Annotated in this window: 21 protein-coding genes; 8 read left to right on the forward strand and 13 right to left on the reverse strand. The window is 39.3% G+C overall.

The genetic code is table 11. The features are described 5' to 3' along the window. Window positions 1-12: 12 nt before the first annotated feature. Window positions 13-2,115, reverse strand: a complete 2,103-nt coding sequence (locus ACZ1GV_RS03125; protein ID WP_472675190.1) for a fused MFS/spermidine synthase — start codon at window positions 2,113-2,115, stop codon at window positions 13-15. A gap of 127 nt (window positions 2,116-2,242) precedes the next feature. On the opposite strand from ACZ1GV_RS03125, the gene ACZ1GV_RS03130 reads away from it, so the two are divergent. The 3 genes from ACZ1GV_RS03130 to argS all read left to right on the forward strand — a co-directional run bounded on the left by ACZ1GV_RS03130 (window position 2,243) and on the right by argS (window position 8,016). Then, complete coding sequence (locus tag ACZ1GV_RS03130) at window positions 2,243-4,534, forward strand: sensor domain-containing diguanylate cyclase (protein ID WP_472675191.1); 2,292 nt, start codon at window positions 2,243-2,245, stop codon at window positions 4,532-4,534. A gap of 145 nt (window positions 4,535-4,679) precedes the next feature. Beyond that, window positions 4,680-6,263 (forward strand): peptide chain release factor 3, encoded by a 1,584-nt coding sequence (gene prfC / locus ACZ1GV_RS03135; RefSeq protein ID WP_472675192.1) that lies wholly within the window; start codon window positions 4,680-4,682, stop codon window positions 6,261-6,263. Window positions 6,264-6,279: 16 nt separating this feature from the next. Further along, complete coding sequence (gene argS, locus ACZ1GV_RS03140; protein WP_472675193.1) at window positions 6,280-8,016, forward strand: arginine--tRNA ligase; 1,737 nt, start codon at window positions 6,280-6,282, stop codon at window positions 8,014-8,016. A gap of 150 nt (window positions 8,017-8,166) precedes the next feature. Here argS and ACZ1GV_RS03145 read toward each other — a convergent pair whose 3' ends face one another. From ACZ1GV_RS03145 to ACZ1GV_RS03155, 3 genes are all read right to left on the reverse strand, one after another. Further along, a complete protein-coding gene (locus tag ACZ1GV_RS03145; protein ID WP_472675194.1) occupies window positions 8,167-8,652 on the reverse strand; it encodes a hypothetical protein in 486 nt (161 codons plus the stop codon). 150 nt (window positions 8,653-8,802) lie between these two features. Then, complete coding sequence (locus ACZ1GV_RS03150; RefSeq protein ID WP_472675196.1) at window positions 8,803-10,038, reverse strand: M56 family metallopeptidase; 1,236 nt, start codon at window positions 10,036-10,038, stop codon at window positions 8,803-8,805. Continuing rightward, window positions 10,031-10,423: a BlaI/MecI/CopY family transcriptional regulator gene (locus tag ACZ1GV_RS03155; RefSeq protein WP_472675197.1), complete on the reverse strand. Its 393-nt coding sequence runs from the start codon at window positions 10,421-10,423 to the stop codon at window positions 10,031-10,033. Before ACZ1GV_RS03155 ends, ACZ1GV_RS03150 begins: the two co-directional genes overlap by 8 nt. A 272-nt stretch (window positions 10,424-10,695) precedes the next feature. Here ACZ1GV_RS03155 and ACZ1GV_RS03160 point away from each other — a divergent pair, with 272 nt between their 5' ends. Further along, entirely contained in the window at window positions 10,696-11,466 is a 771-nt protein-coding gene (locus ACZ1GV_RS03160) for a class II aldolase/adducin family protein (RefSeq protein WP_472675198.1), read from the forward strand. A gap of 103 nt (window positions 11,467-11,569) precedes the next feature. Then, the gene (locus tag ACZ1GV_RS03165) at window positions 11,570-12,745 is read left to right on the forward strand and encodes a mandelate racemase/muconate lactonizing enzyme family protein (RefSeq protein ID WP_472675199.1); all 1,176 of its coding nucleotides are present in this window, start codon (window positions 11,570-11,572) and stop codon (window positions 12,743-12,745) included. Between the two features lie 160 nt (window positions 12,746-12,905). On the opposite strand, the gene ACZ1GV_RS03170 is transcribed toward ACZ1GV_RS03165, so the two are convergent. The 3 genes from ACZ1GV_RS03170 to ACZ1GV_RS03180 all read right to left on the reverse strand — a co-directional run bounded on the left by ACZ1GV_RS03170 (window position 12,906) and on the right by ACZ1GV_RS03180 (window position 14,968). Beyond that, window positions 12,906-13,052, reverse strand: coding sequence for a DUF2256 domain-containing protein (locus tag ACZ1GV_RS03170; protein WP_472675200.1), 147 nt, complete (start codon window positions 13,050-13,052; stop codon window positions 12,906-12,908). After that, window positions 13,042-14,508: a cryptochrome/deoxyribodipyrimidine photo-lyase family protein gene (locus ACZ1GV_RS03175; protein WP_472675201.1), complete on the reverse strand. Its 1,467-nt coding sequence runs from the start codon at window positions 14,506-14,508 to the stop codon at window positions 13,042-13,044. The genes ACZ1GV_RS03170 and ACZ1GV_RS03175 overlap by 11 nt, the downstream gene beginning before the upstream one ends. A gap of 100 nt (window positions 14,509-14,608) precedes the next feature. After that, on the reverse strand, window positions 14,609-14,968 hold the full coding sequence (locus tag ACZ1GV_RS03180; RefSeq protein ID WP_472675202.1) for a Fis family transcriptional regulator: 360 nt from the start codon (window positions 14,966-14,968) through the stop codon (window positions 14,609-14,611). Window positions 14,969-15,298: 330 nt separating this feature from the next. On the opposite strand from ACZ1GV_RS03180, the gene ACZ1GV_RS03185 reads away from it, so the two are divergent. Continuing rightward, complete coding sequence (locus tag ACZ1GV_RS03185; RefSeq protein ID WP_472675203.1) at window positions 15,299-15,718, forward strand: hypothetical protein; 420 nt, start codon at window positions 15,299-15,301, stop codon at window positions 15,716-15,718. Continuing rightward, on the forward strand, window positions 15,715-15,912 hold the full coding sequence (locus ACZ1GV_RS03190; RefSeq protein WP_210560027.1) for a helix-turn-helix transcriptional regulator: 198 nt from the start codon (window positions 15,715-15,717) through the stop codon (window positions 15,910-15,912). The genes ACZ1GV_RS03185 and ACZ1GV_RS03190 overlap by 4 nt, the downstream gene beginning before the upstream one ends. Window positions 15,913-15,953: 41 nt before the next feature. On the opposite strand, the gene ACZ1GV_RS03195 is transcribed toward ACZ1GV_RS03190, so the two are convergent. From ACZ1GV_RS03195 to ACZ1GV_RS03220, 6 genes are all read right to left on the reverse strand, one after another. Beyond that, the gene (locus ACZ1GV_RS03195; protein ID WP_472675204.1) at window positions 15,954-16,841 is read right to left on the reverse strand and encodes an amidohydrolase family protein; all 888 of its coding nucleotides are present in this window, start codon (window positions 16,839-16,841) and stop codon (window positions 15,954-15,956) included. Window positions 16,842-16,862: 21 nt separating this feature from the next. Then, complete coding sequence (locus ACZ1GV_RS03200) at window positions 16,863-17,588, reverse strand: SDR family NAD(P)-dependent oxidoreductase (protein ID WP_472675205.1); 726 nt, start codon at window positions 17,586-17,588, stop codon at window positions 16,863-16,865. Window positions 17,589-17,787: 199 nt separating this feature from the next. After that, window positions 17,788-18,009 (reverse strand): glycine zipper domain-containing protein, encoded by a 222-nt coding sequence (locus tag ACZ1GV_RS03205; RefSeq protein WP_210560024.1) that lies wholly within the window; start codon window positions 18,007-18,009, stop codon window positions 17,788-17,790. A 145-nt stretch (window positions 18,010-18,154) separates the two neighbouring features. Beyond that, entirely contained in the window at window positions 18,155-18,622 is a 468-nt protein-coding gene (gene bfr / locus ACZ1GV_RS03210; RefSeq protein WP_210560023.1) for a bacterioferritin, read from the reverse strand. 13 nt (window positions 18,623-18,635) lie between these two features. Next, window positions 18,636-19,100, reverse strand: coding sequence for a bacterioferritin (bfr, locus tag ACZ1GV_RS03215; RefSeq protein ID WP_472675206.1), 465 nt, complete (start codon window positions 19,098-19,100; stop codon window positions 18,636-18,638). Between the two features lie 123 nt (window positions 19,101-19,223). Then, window positions 19,224-19,418, reverse strand: coding sequence for a (2Fe-2S)-binding protein (locus ACZ1GV_RS03220; RefSeq protein WP_472675207.1), 195 nt, complete (start codon window positions 19,416-19,418; stop codon window positions 19,224-19,226). Between the two features lie 257 nt (window positions 19,419-19,675). Between ACZ1GV_RS03220 and ACZ1GV_RS03225 the strand changes: the two genes are divergently transcribed. Beyond that, the gene (locus tag ACZ1GV_RS03225; RefSeq protein ID WP_210560020.1) at window positions 19,676-20,281 is read left to right on the forward strand and encodes a peroxiredoxin C; all 606 of its coding nucleotides are present in this window, start codon (window positions 19,676-19,678) and stop codon (window positions 20,279-20,281) included. Window positions 20,282-20,415: the final 134 nt, after the last annotated feature.

Genomic DNA, 20,415 nt, shown 5'->3' on the forward strand with positions numbered 1-20,415 from the left:
TAACAACCCCAATTACCACTTCATCACAGATAACAAACTTGAAAAATCATCGGTCCAAGACACACTCAAACCTGGTTGCATAAGTTGCAAAGATGCTTCCCTCTTAATATGAGGCTCTTGTAAATAGGTATTGTCACTGGTAAAGATGACCCATTCCGTCGTGTGAATGTCGCTTTGTTTCGACTCTGCTTTAAAATACAGTGCCGTCATCGATAGCTGTGTGGCAATATTTCTCATAACCGGCTTTAAGTCCAAATAGCTGTTTGATATGTGAAATGCTAAAAGGCCTTGCTCAGACAAATGGTGTCGATATAGATTAATAGCTTCCTTCGTTATTAAATGCACTGGAATTGAGTCACTGGAAAATGCATCCACAACCAGTAGGTCAAAGGCTTGGCGATCATCTAACGTCATTTCGTGCTCCAACGTTACTCTAGCATCACCTAACTTTATTGCGGTGTTGGCTTTAGACGAATTTAAATAGTCGAAGTAATTTAATGCAACATCAGCGACATCAGGGTTAAGTTCGTAAAAAGTGTAGGTATCGTTAGGTTGGCCATAATAGGCCAATGCACCAACACCTAGCCCAATTAAACCTACATTATTAGGTTTGCTTTTAAAATACGGTGTTTGCAACAGCAAACCAATACCGGAGTCTGGTCGATAATAGCTTAGCGGTTCTAAATGACGGTTGTCTGCCGTAGAAGTCAGTCTTTGAGCACCATGCGATGTATACCCATCAACTAATCTTCGTTCAGCTTGTTCTAAAAGTGTTAAATCTTTGACCGCTAATGTGCCGTAAAAACTACGTGTTTCATAAACATTAAATTGATTAAATTGATTATTTAAAAATAAGAAAAAGGCGGAGAAAATACCTAAACCAAATAGACTGGCTACAGCGACTTTTCGGTCATTAGAGTGATTCGTGTTGTTTGCAAAAATTGATAATGCGGTAAAAGCAAAAACGGCCGCAAAGCCAACAATAAACTCGTAATATAAGCTGAAAATTTCGGTGGCAATAATAGATGCAAATATACTTCCCGCGCATCCACCCGCAGATAAAATAAGATAAAACAAGGTAAGTTGATTAGTCTGAGGTTTTGTTTTAACAAGCTCACCGTGACAAATCATAGTAGCAACAAACATTGCTACTAAATACAACACAATCTGAGAAATAACGCCAAAATGGGTGCCGATAAAAAATAGCAGTAATGCAATGAGTGAACACACGGCAAAGGTAATAAGCCAATACCATCTGACATAAATCCGTTCATCGTGAAAAGTTAATATAAAAGTTAACAAATAGATGGCCAGAGGCATAATCCATAGAAATGGAATTGGGGGAATGTTTTGTGTCATTTTGCTAGTGGTAGCCACTAATAATATAACGCCGGTTGCGGACAATAAAAACCAAGTCACCATCGTTAAGTATCCAGTGCTTTGTGATTCTACCTTTTGTTGCTGTCCCGTGCCTGCTGGTTCAGCCCGGTTGATCAATTCAAAATTAACATTACTCAACGTCATTTTACTCTGCTTGTAGACGGTATAAATGCTCAAGCTGATTGCAACAGTGAATGCAAGATAAGTTATTGACCAGTAGACCGTTTGTTGGTTTAGCGTGAGTTGATATTCAATTAAAAATGGATAGCTAAATAACGCGAGTAAAGCGGCAATGTTAGAGACTGAATATAGCTTGTAGGTCTGTGACTTATAATCGGTTTGACCGAACCAATGTTGTATTAATGGTGCCGTTGCTGACAATACAAAATAGGGGATGCCGATGCTAAAAAAGAGTAACGAAAAAATGTTCCAAAACGGTGATTGCAGCTCAATAAATGCGGATTGAGACCATACATTTGAGATTGGCATAAGCGTTGCTGCAATTAACACAACAGCTGTATGTACTTTAGCTTGGAGAGCAGTAGAGTTAAGCTTACTGATTAAGAACGAGTATAAATACCCAGCTAGCAACATTGTTTGAAAAAATAACAAACATGCGGTCCAAACACTACTACCACCACCTAATTTAGGTAACAGCAATTTTGCATACATTGGTTGAACAGCAAACAACAAAAATGAACTTAAAAAAATAGTAATCAAAAAAATGAGTTTCAAACGTATTGCTCTATGAGTTATTTAACCAAACCCCAGATGATACACGGCTTTTTAAAAATGATGGAGCAGTAAGGGTAATTTTTCCTACTATACTGAAGAAAATCGACATAAAAAAGGTATTGGCTTTATGAATAAAAGAGCTTTAGCGGTGCCTCACTATCAATTAATGCGTCATGAAAAAGATGAGACATTTCACTCTTTAGCTACGTCTATTGCAGAGATATTTAATGTACCTATTGTGATTATTTCAATAATGGACGAGCACAATCAAATCGTAAAAGGTGCGGCTGGTTTTAGCGCAAAAAATATACCAAAAAAAGATACATTATGTAATCAAGTTGTAGTGAACGAAGAGCCGTTCGTTATTGAAAATGCTGCGGAGGACCAGTGTTTTGAAAATAACCCTTATGTTCAAGGTGAACCGAAAATTAGAGGTTACGCTGGAGTCCCTATTACATTTAAAAAAAATATAATAGGCGCGCTTTGCTTAGTAGATTCGAAACCACGAAAGTGGAAGGCAACAGAAATAAAGCAACTTGAAGCATTAAGTGTCCATGTGACTGGCTGTTTAGAGTTAATGTCTGAGGCTATTTTAGCGGAGCAGGAACACAGCCTACTCAATAATTCGCCGGCAGTATTAATGCGTTTTGATATGTCTGCGCTGATGGAACTTAGTTTTATTTCAGAAAATGCGTCCTATTTATTTAACCTTGATACTGAATCCTTACGAAATAAAAGTATACGTTTTGAACGTTTAATTCATGAAGAGGATCTGAAAGAGTTTTTATTCACCATCAATAACCATAAACACGGAGTACTAAACGGTGATTGCCGGTTTCGGCTAGTAAGCGAGAAGAAGGTACATTTAGTACAAATGATTAGCAGTGCTGTTTTAGATGAAAATGATCGACTTGTTGCGATACAAATTATGCTGTTAGATAACACTCAATCACAATACCTAGAGCAAAGGCTGTTAGAAACTAATGAACGAATGCGTTTATTACTTGAGGCGTCGGAATTAGGGACTTGGGATTGGGACATACAAAAAGATGTTAACCGAATTAATCAACGTTGGTGTGACATGTTAGGCCTAAATATTGATGATGTTGATAACTCGTCAGCGTTCTGGCGGAATTTAGTTCACCCAGCAGACCAAAAGAAATTAGAGCAGGAGCTAGAAAGACACCTATCGGGTAAGACTGATGCATTTAATACAGTTTACCGGATGCGCCACCGTGATGGTCACTGGATATGGATAGAAACGTTTGGGCGAATTGTTGCATACAATGAGAACGGCGAACCATATCGATTAGCAGGCACCCATCGAGATATTTCAGATAAAAAAGAAGCAGAGTTAAAGGACAACCAACAAAGACAATTATTAAGTTTTATAAATAATGTGCAAACAATATTTTTGGCGCGACAAAATATCAAAGAGGCTTGTTCAGATATATTTACTGAACTTCTTGAATTAGCCAATAGCGATTTTGGTTTTATTGGGCAAGTATGCCAGCACGAAAATAAAGATGCGTTACTCATTCATGCAATTACTGATATCAGTTGGTCTGATGAAAGTGAAAAGTTTATAGAAGCTTACAACCGAGGAGAGCTCTATTTTAGCTCATTTGACAATTTATTTGGACATGTCATTTCTAGTGGTAAACCGGTAATTAGCAATGCGCCTGCTCAACATCATGCTGCACGTGGTTTACCGGAAGGGCATCCGCCTCTTTTTCGGTTTATGGGAGTACCTATTACATATAATCAAAAGGTTAGAGGTATGATTGGCTTTGCCAATAAGTTAGACAACTACACCGAACAAAATGCGGAATTTTTACAGCCATTGTTAGACACTCTAGGCTCTCTTTATTACGCGCTAGAGTTGAATGAAGCTCGACTTGAAGCAGAGCAGCAGCTTAAAGCGCTAGCTGAAACTGACTCATTAACTCAACTGTCAAATAGAAGAGCGTTTATAGAGCAACTAGAAAACTTTTATTCAAATAAATCCTCATCATTTTGCCTTGCTATCGCTGACATTGATTATTTCAAAAAAGTAAACGATACCTATGGTCATCATGCCGGTGACAAGGTATTGATGTCGGTAGCTAAAATGTTAAAAAATCAACTGAGAACAGATGACGTTATATCGCGTTTAGGGGGTGAAGAATTTGGAATTATTATGCATACAGATAATAAGAAGGAAGCCTTGGAAACCTTAAATAAACTTTGTCTTTTCATATCAAAACAATCCATAGAAATTGATGAAATAGAAGTCAATGTGACCGTTAGTATTGGCGCAACATTACGAAGAGTAGGGAGTAGTTATGACGATGATATGCAAAATGCCGACAGTGCGCTGTATAAGGCAAAAAATGCTGGTAGAAACCAAGTGAAGTGGTTTCGGAGTAAAAGTGAGTAGTATATAGCCTTTACAAAGCGAAAACTAACGTCATAAAAATCGAAGTTATGGACACTCTTCGCCTTACTTTTAATCGTAATTCGGCTATAATGCGCGGCTAAAATTTTATTCTCTTTTTCGATCCATTTTAAAACAGGTAATTTGCATGTCTGCGCAACAACAGCAAGTCGACATTCGACGCACATTCGCGATCATCTCGCACCCGGATGCCGGTAAAACAACTATCACCGAAAAGGTATTGTTGTTCGGACAACATCTTCAAACAGCTGGTACGGTTAAAGGTCGTGGATCAAACCAGCATGCAAAGTCTGACTGGATGGAAATGGAAAAAGATCGTGGTATTTCAATTACTACGTCTGTTATGCAGTTCCCATATAACGATTGTTTGGTGAACCTACTCGACACTCCAGGACACGAAGACTTCTCTGAAGATACTTACCGCACATTAACTGCTGTTGACTCTTGTTTAATGGTTATTGATACCGCTAAGGGTGTAGAAGATAGAACCCGTAAGTTAATGGAAGTTACACGCCTTCGTGATACACCAATCATAACATTCATGAACAAATTAGACCGTGATATACGTGACCCAATGGAAGTCATGGATGAAGTTGAATCTGAATTAAAAATTGCATGTGCGCCAATCACCTGGCCAATAGGTTGCGGTAAATTATTCAAAGGCGTTTATCATATTTTACGTGATGAAGTAATCCTTTACGCAACAGGTCAAGGTCACACCATTCAAGAAGTACGCACCGTTAAAGGCATCGACAATCCAGACGTTGATGCTGCAATTGGTGAAGACTTAGCTGAGCAATTACGAGAAGAATTAGAACTAGTTGTTGGTGCTTCACACGAATTTGACCATGAAATGTTTTTAGCGGGTGAATTAACACCAGTATTTTTTGGTACCGCTTTGGGTAACTTTGGTGTAGACCACATGCTAGATGGTTTAACAGAGTGGGCACCAACGCCAATGCCTCGCGATACAGATCAACGACCTGTAAAAGCAAGTGAGGAAACGTTTAGTGGTTTTGTCTTTAAAATACAAGCAAACATGGACCCTAAACACCGTGACCGTGTTGCATTCATGCGTATCGTTTCCGGTAAGTATGAAAAAGGCATGAAAATGAAACACGTTCGTTTAGGAAAAGACGTTCGAATTTCAGATGCGTTAACCTTTGTGGCTGGTGATCGAGCTCAAGTTGAAGAGGCATGGCCGGGCGACATCATTGGTTTGCATAACCACGGCACTATTAAGATTGGTGATACTTTTACCCATGGTGAAGACTTTAAATTTAGTGGTATTCCAAACTTCGCACCAGAATTATTCCGTCGTATCCGTCTTAAAGATCCACTGAAGCAAAAGCAGTTATTAAAAGGCCTTATTCAATTATCAGAAGAAGGTGCCGTACAGGTATTCCGTCCACTTGAAAACAACGATTTGATAGTAGGCGCGGTGGGTGTACTTCAGTTTGATGTTGTTGTTCAACGATTAAAGTCGGAATACAACGTTGAAGCAATTTATGAAAATGTAAACGTGGCAACTGCTCGCTGGGTAGAGTGCGACGATGAGAAAAAACTAGATGAGTTCCGCCGTAAATGTGCCACTAACTTAGCGTTAGATGGTGGCGACAGCTTGGCGTACATTGCTCCTACAAGAGTGAACTTAAACTTATCGATGGAACGTTACCCAGATGTACGTTTCTTAGAAACTCGTGAACACTAATTAGGCACCTAAGAAAATGAATGTATTTCAATTAGTTCAAGACAGATTTAAACAAGCATTAAGCAACATTGAAGGCGCAGAAGGCGCACCAGCACCATTGGCTCGCAGTACTCGACCTGAGTTTGGTGAATATCAATTTAACGGTGCAATGGCACTGGCTAAAATTTTAAAGCAAAAGCCTCGTGATATTGCAGAAACGATTGTTGAGCAAGTAAACCTAGACGATATGGCTGAAAGCTTGGAAATAGCTGGCCCTGGTTTTATTAACGTAAAGCTTCGCCCTGAGTGGTTAGCTGCACAGGTTGAAACTGCACTGGCAGATCCTCGTTTAGCCATTGAAAAAGAATTGGCTAAAAAAGTTGTTGTTGATTTATCGTCACCAAATTTAGCTAAAGAAATGCACGTTGGTCACCTTCGTTCAACGATTATAGGTGATGCCGTTGCTCGTGTTATTGAGTTTTTAGGTCACGATGTGATCCGCCAAAACCATATGGGCGATTGGGGAACACAGTTCGGTATGCTAATCGCACATTTACAAGACAAGTTACAAGCATCTGAAGTTGCAACTACCGCTCTGTCAGATTTAGAAGACTTTTACCGTGAAGCAAAAGTGCGTTTTGATGACGAAGAAGGGTTTGCTGACCGAGCTCGTGAATATGTTGTTAAGCTGCAAGGTGGCGACGCAGAATGTAAAGCTCTATGGCAGCAGTTTATTGAAGTGTCTATTCAACACTCAGAAGAAGTATACGAGAAGCTTAACGTTAAGCTAACTAACGATGACATTATGGGCGAAAGTGCTTATAACCCAATGTTACCAGGTGTGGTTGCTGACTTAAAAGAGCAAGGCATTGTAGTTGAAGACCAAGGTGCGCAAGTTGTATTCATTGAAGAGTTAGCGAACAAAGACGGTGAGCCGGCGGTTTATATTGTTGAGAAATCAGGTGGCGGCTACTTATATTCCACTACGGATTTAGCAGCCATGAAGTATCGCTCATTTGATTTAAATGCGGACAGGATCATTATCTTTACAGACGCTCGTCAAGCCTTCCACTTTAAGCAAGCTGAAATAGTTGGCCGTAAAGGCGGACTGTTACGTGAAGAAACGACCTATGAGCATGGTCCTTTTGGCATGATGTTAGGTAAAGATGGCAAACCTTTTAAAACTCGTACGGGTGGCACTGTAAAACTGGCCGACTTGTTGGATGAAGCCGTTGAGCGCGCGGGTAAACTTTTAGCAGAACGTAATAGTGAGTTGTCAGCGGACGAGCAAAAAGAGATTGCTCGTAAAGTAGGTATTGGCGCTATTAAATATGCGGACTTAAGCAAAAACCGTACAACGGATTACATTTTTGACTGGGATACCATGTTGAGCTTTGAAGGCGATACGGCTCCTTATTTACAATATGCATTTGCGCGTATTCAAAGTATTTTCCGTAAAGCAGGTATTAATACCGAAGACTTTGCTGCCAATGTTGTTATTGAAGAAGTTCAAGAAAAAGCGTTAGCAATGAAGCTATTGCAGTTTGTTGAAGTAATGAATGCGGTTAGCCAAAACTTAACGCCTCATGTTTTATGTACTTACCTTTACGAATTAGCTAGCTTGTTCATGACATTCTATGAAGCGTGCCCAATCTTAAAAGATGGCGTGCCAGAGGAAACAAAACAAAGCCGTCTAGCATTAAGCTTATTAGTATCACGTACTATGAAGCAAGGCCTTGATCTTCTTGGCATTGAAACAATGGAAAAAATGTAAGTATAAAATGTATAAACCTGAGCTCAAACGTTGGGTTTAGATTTATCATGTATTTGCGGAAAAGCGGAGCCTAGTGCTCCGTTTTTTTTTTAGACTTTAGACTTTAGACTTTAGACTTTAGACGATGAAGATTGCGGTCGCGTCCTGAAGCTAGACTAGGTGAGTTACTTCCAAAGTAAGCTTGGCATTAACAGGATGTTGAAATTCAACACCTACTTGTTTGGATTTCAAAGCTCCGCCTAGGGGTGACGAGAATGTGATAACGGTAACAACTTCGTTTGAAACCTCTATTTTTAAACCACCAGAGTAATTGCCGATTAAAAACATCTTGGACACGTCATTTGAGTCAACGAGCTCCACCAAAGCCCCCGCGTCAATAGTAGACTCACTACTGAAACTTTTGTGTTGCAACGTTTTCCAATTTTCTATGGCACTGGCTAGGTCAGCTGCACGTTGTGAGTGACCATGGGCTAAATAGGAAGCCTCGAGCCCAACCGTATCGTACTGAGTTTCTGGTTTACTTTGTTCGTGAGTCGCTAATTGACGTGCCCCTTCAGCAGCATCGCTCGCTGCTAAAAAAGACTTCTCTAACTGGATAAAGAGTTCTGAAAATACGGCTGATTTATCAATGTTCATATATAGTTTTAAGCAATTTCCAAGGAATCTGATTCTTTGGTGAAGTATACCGCAAGCAAGGCTAAGGTGAATGGAAACATTTACCGATGCACTAATACGCCCTTGAACCATCACATAAATAAATTAGATAGTAAAAGGGCGGGATGGGTTTTAGTGTGAAACAACTTTGATCTTTTCAACATCAGCATTTTTGGATGGCCCATTACTCGTTAGGCTGAGTCTAAAGTCTAACTGTACTAGCATGTCTTCCTGTGCATATGCTTTGCCACCTTGAATACGAGGCTTATACTTCCACTTTTTAAGCGCTTTTACGGCACTTTCGTCAAACAAACCTTTTGGCGTTGACTTGATGACACTAATATTATTTGTTGCGCCAGTTTCCGTTACGTCAAATTGTAAAATAACAGAACCTTCAACTCCTTCTTTTGCAGCTTGCGCTGGATAGTTTGGCTCAACTCTTACAATTGGTGTCGCTGCAAACATTTCAGTGTCTATTTTTGGTGATTCAGTAAATTTAGCAAATACAACATTAGTGCTAAATAAGGCCGCAACAATGATAGCGACTGACGTGATGACTTTGCTTGGCTTTTGTGCTTTTTGCATCATAGTTAAACGTTTTAACATAGTGTTTTTATCTCCGAGAGTTGGATGTAATAACGTGTGGGTTGATGAATGCTGAGCACACAACAAAAGTGCTTTGGCATAAGAAACTCTTTCATGTTTGTTTTTGTTTTTTAATACTTGTTGATCACAAGCAAGTTCTTGATTGGTTCGGAACGACCGTAACCCAAACCAAACCAAAGGGTTAAACCAAAATAGTGTGGCGATTATTAGTGCCAGAATATTCCATAAATGATCACAGCGCTGAAGGTGAACGAGTTCATGCTCCAGGATTAAACTCTGCTGTTCTGAGCTGTAAAGGGAATTAAAGTTAAGTGGTAACAAAATACGTGGCGTAAACATCCCAAAAACCATAGGCGTTGCAGCTATATCTGAATAGATAGCTTTATGGTTTTGTTTAACATGAATGTTGTGGCTTACTTGTACGTCGAGGTCATCAATCTCTGATTGATTAAGACTCTTATAATGCATCAAGATAAAAGCGGCGATAGCAATGACGCCTAAACCCCAAATCAGAAGGTAAGGGCTATAGGTAGAAATTGAGACAGATGGCATGAGACCAACCGTATATCGGCTTATTGTATTGGAGCCAGCAACTGTCCATTGCTCTGGTAAGTTAGTGAGCAGTATAACGACTGGAAGAAATCCCCAAAAATAATAAGCGCGCTTTGGACCAAGGCTTGGCGTTAGGGCCTTTTCCATTGTAATAAGCAAGATGAGTGCAACAGACAATGGACCTTGTTGTGCGATTAACCAATCAATCATTGTCTTGCTCCCAATCTGAGATTAAGGCTTTTAATTCATCAATATCTTGTTTTGAGAGGGCATTTTGTGATGCAAATCCCGTTACTAACGGCGCTACCTTGCCATTGAATAAACGTCCCACAAAATGTGATGCTTCAGATTGCCTGTAGTCTTCTCGTTCAATTAACGGAAAATACAAATACTGGCGTTGTTGCTTCTCGAAACCCAGCACTTCCTTTTTTACCAAACGGCTTAATAGGGTTTTCACGGTTTTGTCATGCCACTCTTTTTTCTTTTCGAGTCTGGCAATTATTTCGCTGGCACTTGCGGGGAATGAATCCCAAATTACATCGAGCACTTCAAATTCGGCGTTTGAAATTTCTGGGCGTCTGTTTTTATCGATCATTTCTTTACCCTGGTATGTTAAAGATTACAAATGTAGTCCAATTAAGATTACACTTGTAATCAGTTGGGTCAAGTTTTAATTTTGATTAAATATTATTTGGGTGTATGGCTTGCTAGATAACTAGAGGGGGATAACTAATAAACGACTATTTTGAGGTGTATCAAATTCAAATATATAAAATTTTCACGCTATATATTATTATTATCGGTTATTAAGGTTGGTAAAGACTATCCTATATACTGCCAACTAAATCAGAGCGTTAAGGAACATTTATGTACGACTTGCCTGTGGTCAGCTTAAAAGGCTCAGTGTCTGAACAAGAATGGCAGACGCGTGTGGAATTGGCCGCATGTTATCGACTATTGGTCATGCACGGCTGGGATGACTTAATTCACTCTCATATCTCAGCTCGTATTCCTGGTACCGATCATTTGTTGTTGAATGCATTTGGTCTTACGTTTGACGAAATCACGGCGTCGAATTTGGTAAAGATTGATATTGAAGGCAACATTGTTCAAGAGAACTGTCCTTTTACGATTAACCCAGCTGGCTTCACTATTCATAGCGCATTACATGAAGCAAGGCATGAAGATCAATGCACATTACATGTTCATACTAATGAAACCGTTGCGGTTGCAAGTTTAGAAGAAGGTTTATTGCCGTTAAGTCAGTATTCAATGTTTGCCTTGGCTTCACTTGCTTACCACGACTATGAAGGTTTAGCAGTTAATGATGAAGAGAAGCAAAGACTCAAAGATGATTTGGGTAATGCTAATTTTTTCCTGCTTAAAAACCATGGTGCAATTACACTAGGTAAAACCATTGGCGATGCCTTTATGCATATGTACGATTTAATTCGTGCTTGTGAGATTCAGTTGCAAGTTCAAGCAACGGGGCAATCTGCGTTTATGGTCGATCAAAGTATAGTTGATGGCATAAAGGCGCAAGCCAATATTGTTCATTCAGGTCAAACTGGTGGTCAAAAAGCATGGCCAGCTATGATGCGAAAAGTTAAGCGCGCTTACCCTGACTTTGATATGTAAATAGAATAAGTAAAGTCTGTTAATAAAGACCGACATTTAATTTGAAAGCGTGACTAATTGTCATGATTGAAAACAACAAAGAACCTAATTAAAAGAGACAAAAATGAAAATCACTCACGTCGAAATATTTGATATTCACTGCCCTGAGCGCCCACCATGGAACCCCGTTTTTGTCCGCATTCATACTGACGAAGGCATTACTGGTGTCGGTGAGGCTGGTTTAGCCTATGACTGGGGGCACAGTGCCGCTGCTGCTATGATCAAAGAAATCGCTGAAGCGGTTTTAATTGGTTTTAACCCGTTTAATACTGAATTGTTGTGGAGTCGTATGCTGCGCGAAAGTTTTTGGGGCTTAGGTGGCGGACCAGTTTTATACTCTGCAATGAGTGCAATTGATACGGCTCTGTGGGATATCAAAGGCAAAGCCTTTGGCGTTCCGGTTTATCAATTGTTGGGCGGTAAAACTAACGACAAGTTACGAACTTATGCTAGCCAATTACAATTTGACTGGGACAAAGACATCACCAAGCTTATTCAACCTGAGCAATATGCAGAAGCGGCATTAAAAGCCGTTGCTGAAGGTTATGACGCAGTGAAAGTTGACCCAATTGTATATGATGCAGATGGCGGCTCGTCGTTTGATAGAACTAAGTTATTCACCAAACCACAAATGCGCCTGTTTGGTGATCGCCTTCGTGCAATCCGAAATGCAGTAGGTGAAGATGTGGATATCATATTTGAATCACACTCGTTAATGGGTGCAGCGTCAGCTATTCAAATGGGTGCGATAGTCGAAGAAGTTGGTTGTATGATGTATGAAGAGCCTGTGAATTATTTAAATTCAGCGGTTCACAAAAAGGTTTCGGAAAATGTAAATGTTCCAATTGCTGGTGGCGAACGTTTGTATCATCGCTGGGATGTGCGTCCTTATTTTGAAGATCAAAGCATTGACGTATTGCAACCAGATGTTGGCTTGTGTGGTGGTTTCACCGAAGCGAAAAAAGTGTGTGACTATGCCGATGTTTACGACATTCGAGTACAAGCACACGTTTGCGGTGGGCCAGTTGCAACGGCAGCGTCACTACATTTAGAAACGGCGATTCCAAACTTCTTAATTCATGAACATCATACTTATGCAATCAAGTCGTGGAACCGTGAACTTTGTATTCAAGACCCACAACCGGTAGACGGTTTTTTCCAAGCTCCTGATACACCAGGAATTGGTATTGAACTGAATGATGATGTTGTTAAGCGCTCACCAAATGTGACGGTTAAGTAAGCTTCTTTTATCAGTTTTAAAGGCAGTTAAAGCAAAAAGTCGCATTTTACAATGCGACTTTTTTGTAGGTGAATAAAATTAAATTTGTAGCCACTAAATACTTTTGAGCATTTTTAATCATGCTTTACTTCCTTTTTAAGGAGCTTGTAAATTCAGGTCTTTACCGGTGTTGTGACTTTGTACTTCTACAGCGTTTTGAGCAATAGATCACGTTATCCCATTCTTTTTCCCATTTTTTTCGCCAGTTAAAAGGCCGGTTGCAAACGGGGCAAATTTTAAACGGTAAATTTAGCTTTTTATGAGACATGTTTTCTCAGTATAGATGGAATAGCACGTTGGACGTCAGGTCTGTCTCTAAATTCCCACAAACGCTCTCTCGCCGATTTACTTGCTTCCTCTAAATTAACAATAGGCTCTGGGTAATCGCGCCCTAGTTGAAAGTCGTTAAAGATTGCTTCTAGCGGTGGCTGAGTCCATGGTTGATGTAAATACTCATCCGGTAGGTTTTTTAATTCAGGGCACCACTGTCGAATAAAGTGACCGTTTGGGTCTTTGTCTTCAGATTGCTTGATTGGGTTATAAAGCCGAATTGTATTTATGCCAGTGACCGAGGCCTGCATTTGAATTTGTGGATAATGAATTCCAGGCTCAAAGTCCAAGAAATAATTAGCAAGGGGAAGACTAGCCTGTTGCCAACTGATGTTTAAGTGATGGGTCACAAAACTCACTAACATGGCGCGCATCCTAAAGTTAACATAGCCTGTATGCTTTAAGCACCGCATACACGCATCAATGATAGGAATTCCAGTGTTGCCATCTTGCCAATGTTGCAGTTGTTCTAGCGCTTTTGAATCGGAGCGATACGGAAACTGATTGTAACCAGAATTAACAGGGTAAAACTCCATACGACACTCGCTTTCAAACTTTTGCATAAAGTGACAATGCCAATGTAGCCTAGAAATAAATGCCGATAGAGGGCGTTTCCAACTGTTTTGATGTGGCTCTAGCTGTTGCATCTTTCGAATTGTAGCCTGAAATACTTGGCGTAGGCTTATGTTTCCCCATGCAAGGTAGGGCGAAAGTCGAGAGCAACCAGTTTGACTTAAACTTGGGCTTGAAATACTTTTTTGATAATTAGCACCTCTGCTCGACAGAAACGACTCTAACACTTTTCTAGCCTGCATAGGTCCGCCTTGCTGGAACGAGTCGTTAGGAGTAGTAAATTTGTCAGGTAAAACAGGTTCTATATGGTTATTAAGCACTACAGTATTGACACCTTTCCAGTTCGGTGTCGCTGGGAATGCATCCATATAGAGCTCCCATAGTTTATTCCATGATTTTCGGTTTTTTTTGCCCCTTACAACTGCTCCTGTTTGATATTCGTACCAAGTTATATGCTTGTTAGTACACCATTGTTGGACCTGCTTATCACGTTCGTAAGTGTTATTTAAACCGATTTCTTGGTGACTATATATGCAGCTAATATCAAATTGCGTAGCGAGAGAGTCTAATAGAGACAGCATATCTTGGCTAAATATATAAACCTTTGCACTAAAACGGACTAGTTGTTGATTAATATCTTGAAGGGATTGGTGTACAAATCGCCAGTGACGTTCGTTGTAATGGTTGTCATTTAGTAATATTGGCTCAAAATTATAAATTAGTAATGTGGGCAGGGTAGAATTAAATGCCTGCTTTATCGGCTCATGATCAGAAAGGCGCAAATCTCTTTTGAACCAAACTATATTAATTTTTTCTCGCATTGATAACCCAATATGGACCGTTAAAATGTCTTACTGCTATAAACCTGCAAGATCAGACAAAAACTATTAGTTATCATTACGAAATAATAGAAGGTTTGGTTTATCGCAAATTATCGAGACGTTTAGACCAGTTACCATTGTTTTCACGTCTACAAGATTCCTCACTGTCAAATACAATCTGTTGATCTGACTTTTTATTAGTCTTGAGTTTAATATTTAGTTTTTCTAAATGGCGACTGATGCTGTTAACGATCTGAATTTCTATTTTTGAGCTTATAATCGATTGCAAACGAGCGTCTGTATCAAACACAACAAGTATACGTAAACTATTTGGGAAATTCTTATACTCTGCTTTATGGGTCAGCCATTCAAAACCTTCAAAGGATTCAAGTAGCGACTCACAAAGAGAGGTAAGGGCAACTCTTATGTCATTATCGATTTTTTTATCTGATTTGCGCATCTATGGTGTCTACTAACTTAAAAGGCTTAATTATTGCTCAAAGTTTACCATAAAGTAGCGTTTTATTTTCGCAAACCCTGTTTTGGCGACATGTTTAGTGCAAACGATTATATCCGCAATCTTTTACTGCAGCAGTTACACAAAAAAGTTGAAATGGAGGCAAGTACGCGAAGTTGGTTTCGCACTCGGTAAGTAAAGTTTAATAATCTTAATGTAAAACGTGTTTGACATTGCTTTGTTGTGCGTCTACTATTTGCTCAATGTAAAGCGTATTTGTCATTATGACAAGCAGACCATATTTCAAATCGTATATTTATTGAGGGTAAGAAGATGACTAAAAATGATTTATGCGGCAACTTAAATTCAAGAACCGCAACCAATACAAAATTATTAGCCAAATGGACGGGCCTTTGGCTACTGTCATTGGCTTTTGTAAGCTTTGGTCCAAAGTATATATGGGACTATAACTTAGCATTAACATCAGCCGTGATTATAGTTAACCTAATGTTTGGCTTTAAAATGATTTGGGCAAATAAAGTGCATTTAGAGGGTTTAGATGAAATGCAACAGCGGATAATGTTAGAAGCCATGGCTATTTCACTTGGAACCACCATGGTGTGCGGAGCCGTGTATGGTTTGCTAGAAGCGGTTAAAGTGATTTCTTTTGAGCCTAACGCCTCTGGCTTATTATTTGTAATGGGTATTAGCTACATGGTTGGCATGTTAATTAGTCGGAAACGATATCTATGAAAAACAGGCTAAAGGTACTGAGAGCTGAGCGAGATTGGACGCAAGCCGACTTAGCGAAAGAGCTAGATGTGTCTAGACAAACGGTAAATGCAATTGAAAAAGGAAAATTTGATCCGAGCTTGCCATTAGCATTTAAAATGGCACGACTATTTAAGTGTCAAATAGAGGCCGTTTTTAGCGATGAGGAAACTTAGCGCGAACTTAATTTAGATGCCTTTGGGCATTGTTGGCTTGGTTAAGACCGGTCAAAATAAATGGAAAAAGCATTGTCGTGAAGCAATGCTTTTTTTTGTTCTTCAGTAACGTCTAATTTGTTAAGTGTCGAAACAATCTCGCACCAAAAAGCCTCATAAGATTTGCTGAATGTGCATAGGGGAAAGTTACTCGCCAGCATAACTCTACGAAAACCAAATATACGAACTGCAGTATCAATTACTTCTGCAATAAACTTATTTGAATAATGCCTGTCAGTCATTTCCCATCCAGAACATTTTATCGATACGTTGGGGTTTTGGCTTAACTTTTTGATGCTGTTTGTCCAATTAATAAACTGTGTTTTGTTTTGTGGAACTGGCGGAAAACCGGCATGGTTGATCACCACATTTAATGACTTCAGTGGCAGGTCCTCTAACATCTTAACAATTAAATTAACAGTTTCACTATCGGCCAAATCGGCTTGGAGTTCAAAAATAACGCCACACTCTTCAAGATAACTTAAGTTGGTAAAACTTGTTTTGGATTGAAGGATCGATAAGGCGTCAGCATCCAAAATGTGGCGAACACCAACTAGCGAGTTATAAGCAATGAGCTCGTCGATTTGTTGCTTAAACTCATGCGTTTTTAACATTAGATTTGTTGATGCAATTGTTTTAAAGGAGAGTCGACAGCTGCTTTCTAACCATTCTAATTCCCGACTAGGTTGGCGATTATCGAATCCAGCCTCAATATGAACAAATCCCATTAGTTTAAGCTCAGGTGCCAATATTAAGTCCTGTTCAGAATAGCTACGATGGATGTTCTGTTTGTCACGCCAATAGGGCGGGTTTGCAGGTTTTAACCAATGATATTCGCCATCCGTTAAATTAAAAAAATGCAGGTGTGGATCTATAATTTTATAAGTCATATTAATGGCTGCCAAGATAAGCTATTGCGCTGTATATCCGCCATCAATAACCTGTAAACTTCCCGTGATGAAAGATGCTTTATCACTGGCTAAAAATAGCGCAAAATCGGCAACTTCTTTAGGTTGGCCTAGACGACCAAGAGGCTGAAGCGACTGCTCTTCTTTGTGAACCTCTTCTTTATTAGCCCCTGATTTTGAAACATAACTGTTGATGGCGTTATGATAAAGAGGCGTTTCAATAGTTCCAGGGCATAATGCATTAGATCGTATATTGTATTTGGCATAATCAAGCGCGGTAGTTTTTGCCATTGAGGCTAAAGCGGCTTTACTAAGGTTGTAGGCAAATGAGTTTTGTTTTGCGATTAATGCTTGATCAGACGCTATGAGGACGATTGACCCTGATTGGTTTTCTTTCATACTTGGCAACACCGCCTGTATCGCCGCATAAGCCCCTTTTACATTGATATCAAATACTCGATTAAAGTCACTGTCGCTGGTGGTTTCAATTGTTCCTGAAAAGTGAATGCCAGCATTAGAAACTAGAACATCAATTTTTTGTTGTTTTGCAATATCAGCTATTATGGTTCGCACTTTATTCAAGTCAGTAATATCACACTCACAAAAGTGACCAAGTTCACTAGGTAGAAGGTCTAAATTAAAAACGTCGTATCCGTCGTTCAAGAATGCTTCAACGCAACTGAGGCCAATACCAGATGAGCCGCCGGTAATTACACAGGTTTTTTTCATTAAAACATCCTATTTCAGGTACCGATTTTAAATTAATAACAACGCCTAATTATGCAAAAAAAACAGAAAATACGCACGGTTAATTTAGAAAGTTAGCTTTAAAAAGAAAAGCCATTGGCATTAAACGGCTAATCAGGTTGGACTGCCTATCTGAGTTAGTAAATATTTTTCACTAGCGATAAGTTTGCGTTGGTCAAATTTAGCTTTGGCCACCGGTATCACTATCATTACGATCATCTTCAACATCTTGTGAGCTATTTTCTGTTTTGGGCTGAGTGCTCATTGAGTAAGCCGCACCTAAAGCAACGCCGAGTGCAATGCCCAAGCCTACATTATCAGTAGCGACACCAACAGCGACTCCTATTGCAACACCAACACCAATTCCCACTTCTAATTTTACTGGTTTATTTTCGTCGGCCATTGAAACTTCCTTTTGTTAATTTGGAATAACTAACCTAACACCTTACACAAAAAAGCAGAACAAATGTTCTGCTTTTTATAAATATTTAATGTCAGCACTGCTAGTAACGATTCGTTTTACACTAAATACGTTTAAAGTTATTGCCTTACATTTGCGCTTGTAAGTAGTTAGGTAGGCCAATCTTCTTAATCAAGCCTAACTGTTGCTCTAACCAATGTGCGTGATCAGTTTCTGTATCGTCGATAAGAACCTGAAGCATATTGCGAGTAACATAATCCTGTTCTTTTTCACATAGCGCCATGGCTTCTTTTAGTGCTGCGTCTACCGCGTATTCAACTCTAAGGTCGCTTTCAAGCATTTCAGGTACATCTTTACCAATATGTAAACCATCGCGATTCACCATGTCAGGGATGCCTTCTAAAAAAAGAATGCGCTCGATTAGTAGAGAGGCGTGACCTTTTTCATCATCAAACTCATGATCAATTCGCTCAAATAATTTAGTGAAACCCCAGTCGTCATACATACGAGAGTGAATGAAGTACTGATCCATCGCTGCTAGTTCATATGCCAACAGACCGTTTAGTGCGTCGATTATATTTTTGTTGCCTTTCATGATGGATACCTTTTTATAACTGTGCTTGTAAGTATTTTTCTATACCAAGATTTTCCACTTGGTAATCTTGAGTCTCTAACCAGTCCAAGTGTTCTTCTTCACCTTCTAAAATTTCAGTGAGTAGATCTCTTGAAACGAAGTCCTGTTGCTCTTCACAGACGGCAATTGCCGCGCGCATTTGCGCAATCTGTGTTAATTGGAATTGTGAATCACATTTGATCATTTCAACAGTATGTTCGCCAATAGATAGAGCGCCTAATTTTTGTAGGTTAGGTAAGCCTTCTAAAAATAATATACGCTCTATTAACTTGTCAGCTTGCTTCATATCTAAAATCGATTTTTTGTAGCACTTATCATTAAGTTTGCTAAATCCCCAATTTTTGTACATACGAGCGTGCAAAAAATATTGGTTAATAGAGGTAAGTTCCACCGTTAGAATATCGTTTAAGGTGGTAAGGATGGTGCGATTTGATTGCATAAAAAAATCCTACTAATTGCGTATAGGATTATTATAGATTAAAACGAGGGATTTGCAAAAATATCTAATAAAAACAGCAGTTTAATAATGCGAATCATTATTAATTAGATTGCTAATTTGTAACTAACTGACTTCTCTAAATAAAGACTCATCGATAATGATTTTATCAATAACGCTTTGCGCAACTTTGGTACAGTTTCCACACTCAGAACCAACAGGCAGGTGCTGCTTTAGTTCACGTAAGTTACCAACGCCATGTTGATTTACTACATCTTGAATGTCTTTATCTGTGATGCCTTTGCATAAGCAAACGTACATTTTAATAACCCTGGGAATTGAGCACTTTGTTAATGCAAGTGATAATAGTTCTCATTAAGCTTGTTGGCAAGTGTTTTTGTTTATTTTTGTGCTATTTTTAAGCGTTGTATTATCCCGCTATTGGAAAATAACAGTAAAGGATTACCTATATTGATAATTTCGATAGGTTTAATCGAAAATTCACCTTGGTTTATGGGATTTTAACTATATATACTGTGCACAAGAATTTATTAACAATAACCACATTGGAGAAACCCATGGGCGTTTTAGTAGGCCGTCAGGCACCAGACTTCACTGCAGCTGCAGTATTAGGCAACGGCGAAATCGTTGATACATTTAACTTTGCTGAAGCAACTAAAGGTAAAAAAGCAGTTGTTTTCTTTTACCCTCTAGACTTCACTTTCGTTTGTCCTTCAGAGCTAATCGCTTTTGACAAACGTCTAGCTGAGTTCAACAAGCGCGGTGTTGAAGTAATTGGTGTTTCAATTGACTCACAATTCAGCCACAACGCATGGCGTAACACTCCTGTTGCAGACGGTGGTATTGGCCAAGTTGGTTACACACTAGCAGCAGACGTTAAACACGAAATCTGTAAAGCATACGACGTTGAGCACCCAGAAGCTGGCGTTGCTTTCCGTGCATCTTTCTTAATTGATGAAGAAGGCATGGTTCGTCACCAAGTTGTTAACGATCTTCCTTTAGGCCGTAACATCGACGAAATGCTACGTATGGTTGACGCATTAAACTTCCACACTGAGCACGGCGAAGTATGTCCTGCAGGTTGGGAAGAAGGCAAAAAAGGTATGGACGCGACTCCTGCTGGCGTAGCTGCGTTCTTATCTGAAAACTCTGATTCTTTATAATTAAAGATTAAGTTTTAAATAAGGAAGCAGATTCAGCCTCCTTAATACATAAAAAAAACTCTCGGCTTGCCGGGAGTTTTTTTTGTGCAAAATAAATCTCAAAGAGTACATTCTTAACTTCCATTACATTTGGT

The organism is Psychrosphaera sp. HA2-10 (assembly GCF_055693745.1).

Bases quoted from the DNA above. Each gene is read 5' to 3' on its own strand.
- ACZ1GV_RS03130 (WP_472675191.1), top strand. From the start codon at position 2,243: ATGAATAAAAGAGCTTTAGCGGTGCCTCACTATCAATTAATGCGTCAT.
- prfC (WP_472675192.1), top strand. From the start codon at position 4,680: ATGTCTGCGCAACAACAGCAAGTCGACATTCGACGCACATTCGCGATC.
- argS (WP_472675193.1), top strand. From the start codon at position 6,280: ATGAATGTATTTCAATTAGTTCAAGACAGATTTAAACAAGCATTAAGC.
- ACZ1GV_RS03145 (WP_472675194.1), bottom strand. From the start codon at position 8,652: ATGAACATTGATAAATCAGCCGTATTTTCAGAACTCTTTATCCAGTTA.
- ACZ1GV_RS03150 (WP_472675196.1), bottom strand. From the start codon at position 10,038: ATGATTGATTGGTTAATCGCACAACAAGGTCCATTGTCTGTTGCACTC.
- ACZ1GV_RS03155 (WP_472675197.1), bottom strand. From the start codon at position 10,423: ATGATCGATAAAAACAGACGCCCAGAAATTTCAAACGCCGAATTTGAA.
- ACZ1GV_RS03160 (WP_472675198.1), top strand. From the start codon at position 10,696: ATGTACGACTTGCCTGTGGTCAGCTTAAAAGGCTCAGTGTCTGAACAA.
- ACZ1GV_RS03165 (WP_472675199.1), top strand. From the start codon at position 11,570: ATGAAAATCACTCACGTCGAAATATTTGATATTCACTGCCCTGAGCGC.
- ACZ1GV_RS03170 (WP_472675200.1), bottom strand. From the start codon at position 13,052: ATGTCTCATAAAAAGCTAAATTTACCGTTTAAAATTTGCCCCGTTTGC.
- ACZ1GV_RS03175 (WP_472675201.1), bottom strand. From the start codon at position 14,508: ATGCGAGAAAAAATTAATATAGTTTGGTTCAAAAGAGATTTGCGCCTT.
- ACZ1GV_RS03180 (WP_472675202.1), bottom strand. From the start codon at position 14,968: ATGCGCAAATCAGATAAAAAAATCGATAATGACATAAGAGTTGCCCTT.
- ACZ1GV_RS03185 (WP_472675203.1), top strand. From the start codon at position 15,299: ATGACTAAAAATGATTTATGCGGCAACTTAAATTCAAGAACCGCAACC.
- ACZ1GV_RS03190 (WP_210560027.1), top strand. From the start codon at position 15,715: ATGAAAAACAGGCTAAAGGTACTGAGAGCTGAGCGAGATTGGACGCAA.
- ACZ1GV_RS03195 (WP_472675204.1), bottom strand. From the start codon at position 16,841: ATGACTTATAAAATTATAGATCCACACCTGCATTTTTTTAATTTAACG.
- ACZ1GV_RS03200 (WP_472675205.1), bottom strand. From the start codon at position 17,588: ATGAAAAAAACCTGTGTAATTACCGGCGGCTCATCTGGTATTGGCCTC.
- ACZ1GV_RS03205 (WP_210560024.1), bottom strand. From the start codon at position 18,009: ATGGCCGACGAAAATAAACCAGTAAAATTAGAAGTGGGAATTGGTGTT.
- bfr (WP_210560023.1), bottom strand. From the start codon at position 18,622: ATGAAAGGCAACAAAAATATAATCGACGCACTAAACGGTCTGTTGGCA.
- bfr (WP_472675206.1), bottom strand. From the start codon at position 19,100: ATGCAATCAAATCGCACCATCCTTACCACCTTAAACGATATTCTAACG.
- ACZ1GV_RS03220 (WP_472675207.1), bottom strand. From the start codon at position 19,418: ATGTACGTTTGCTTATGCAAAGGCATCACAGATAAAGACATTCAAGAT.
- ACZ1GV_RS03225 (WP_210560020.1), top strand. From the start codon at position 19,676: ATGGGCGTTTTAGTAGGCCGTCAGGCACCAGACTTCACTGCAGCTGCA.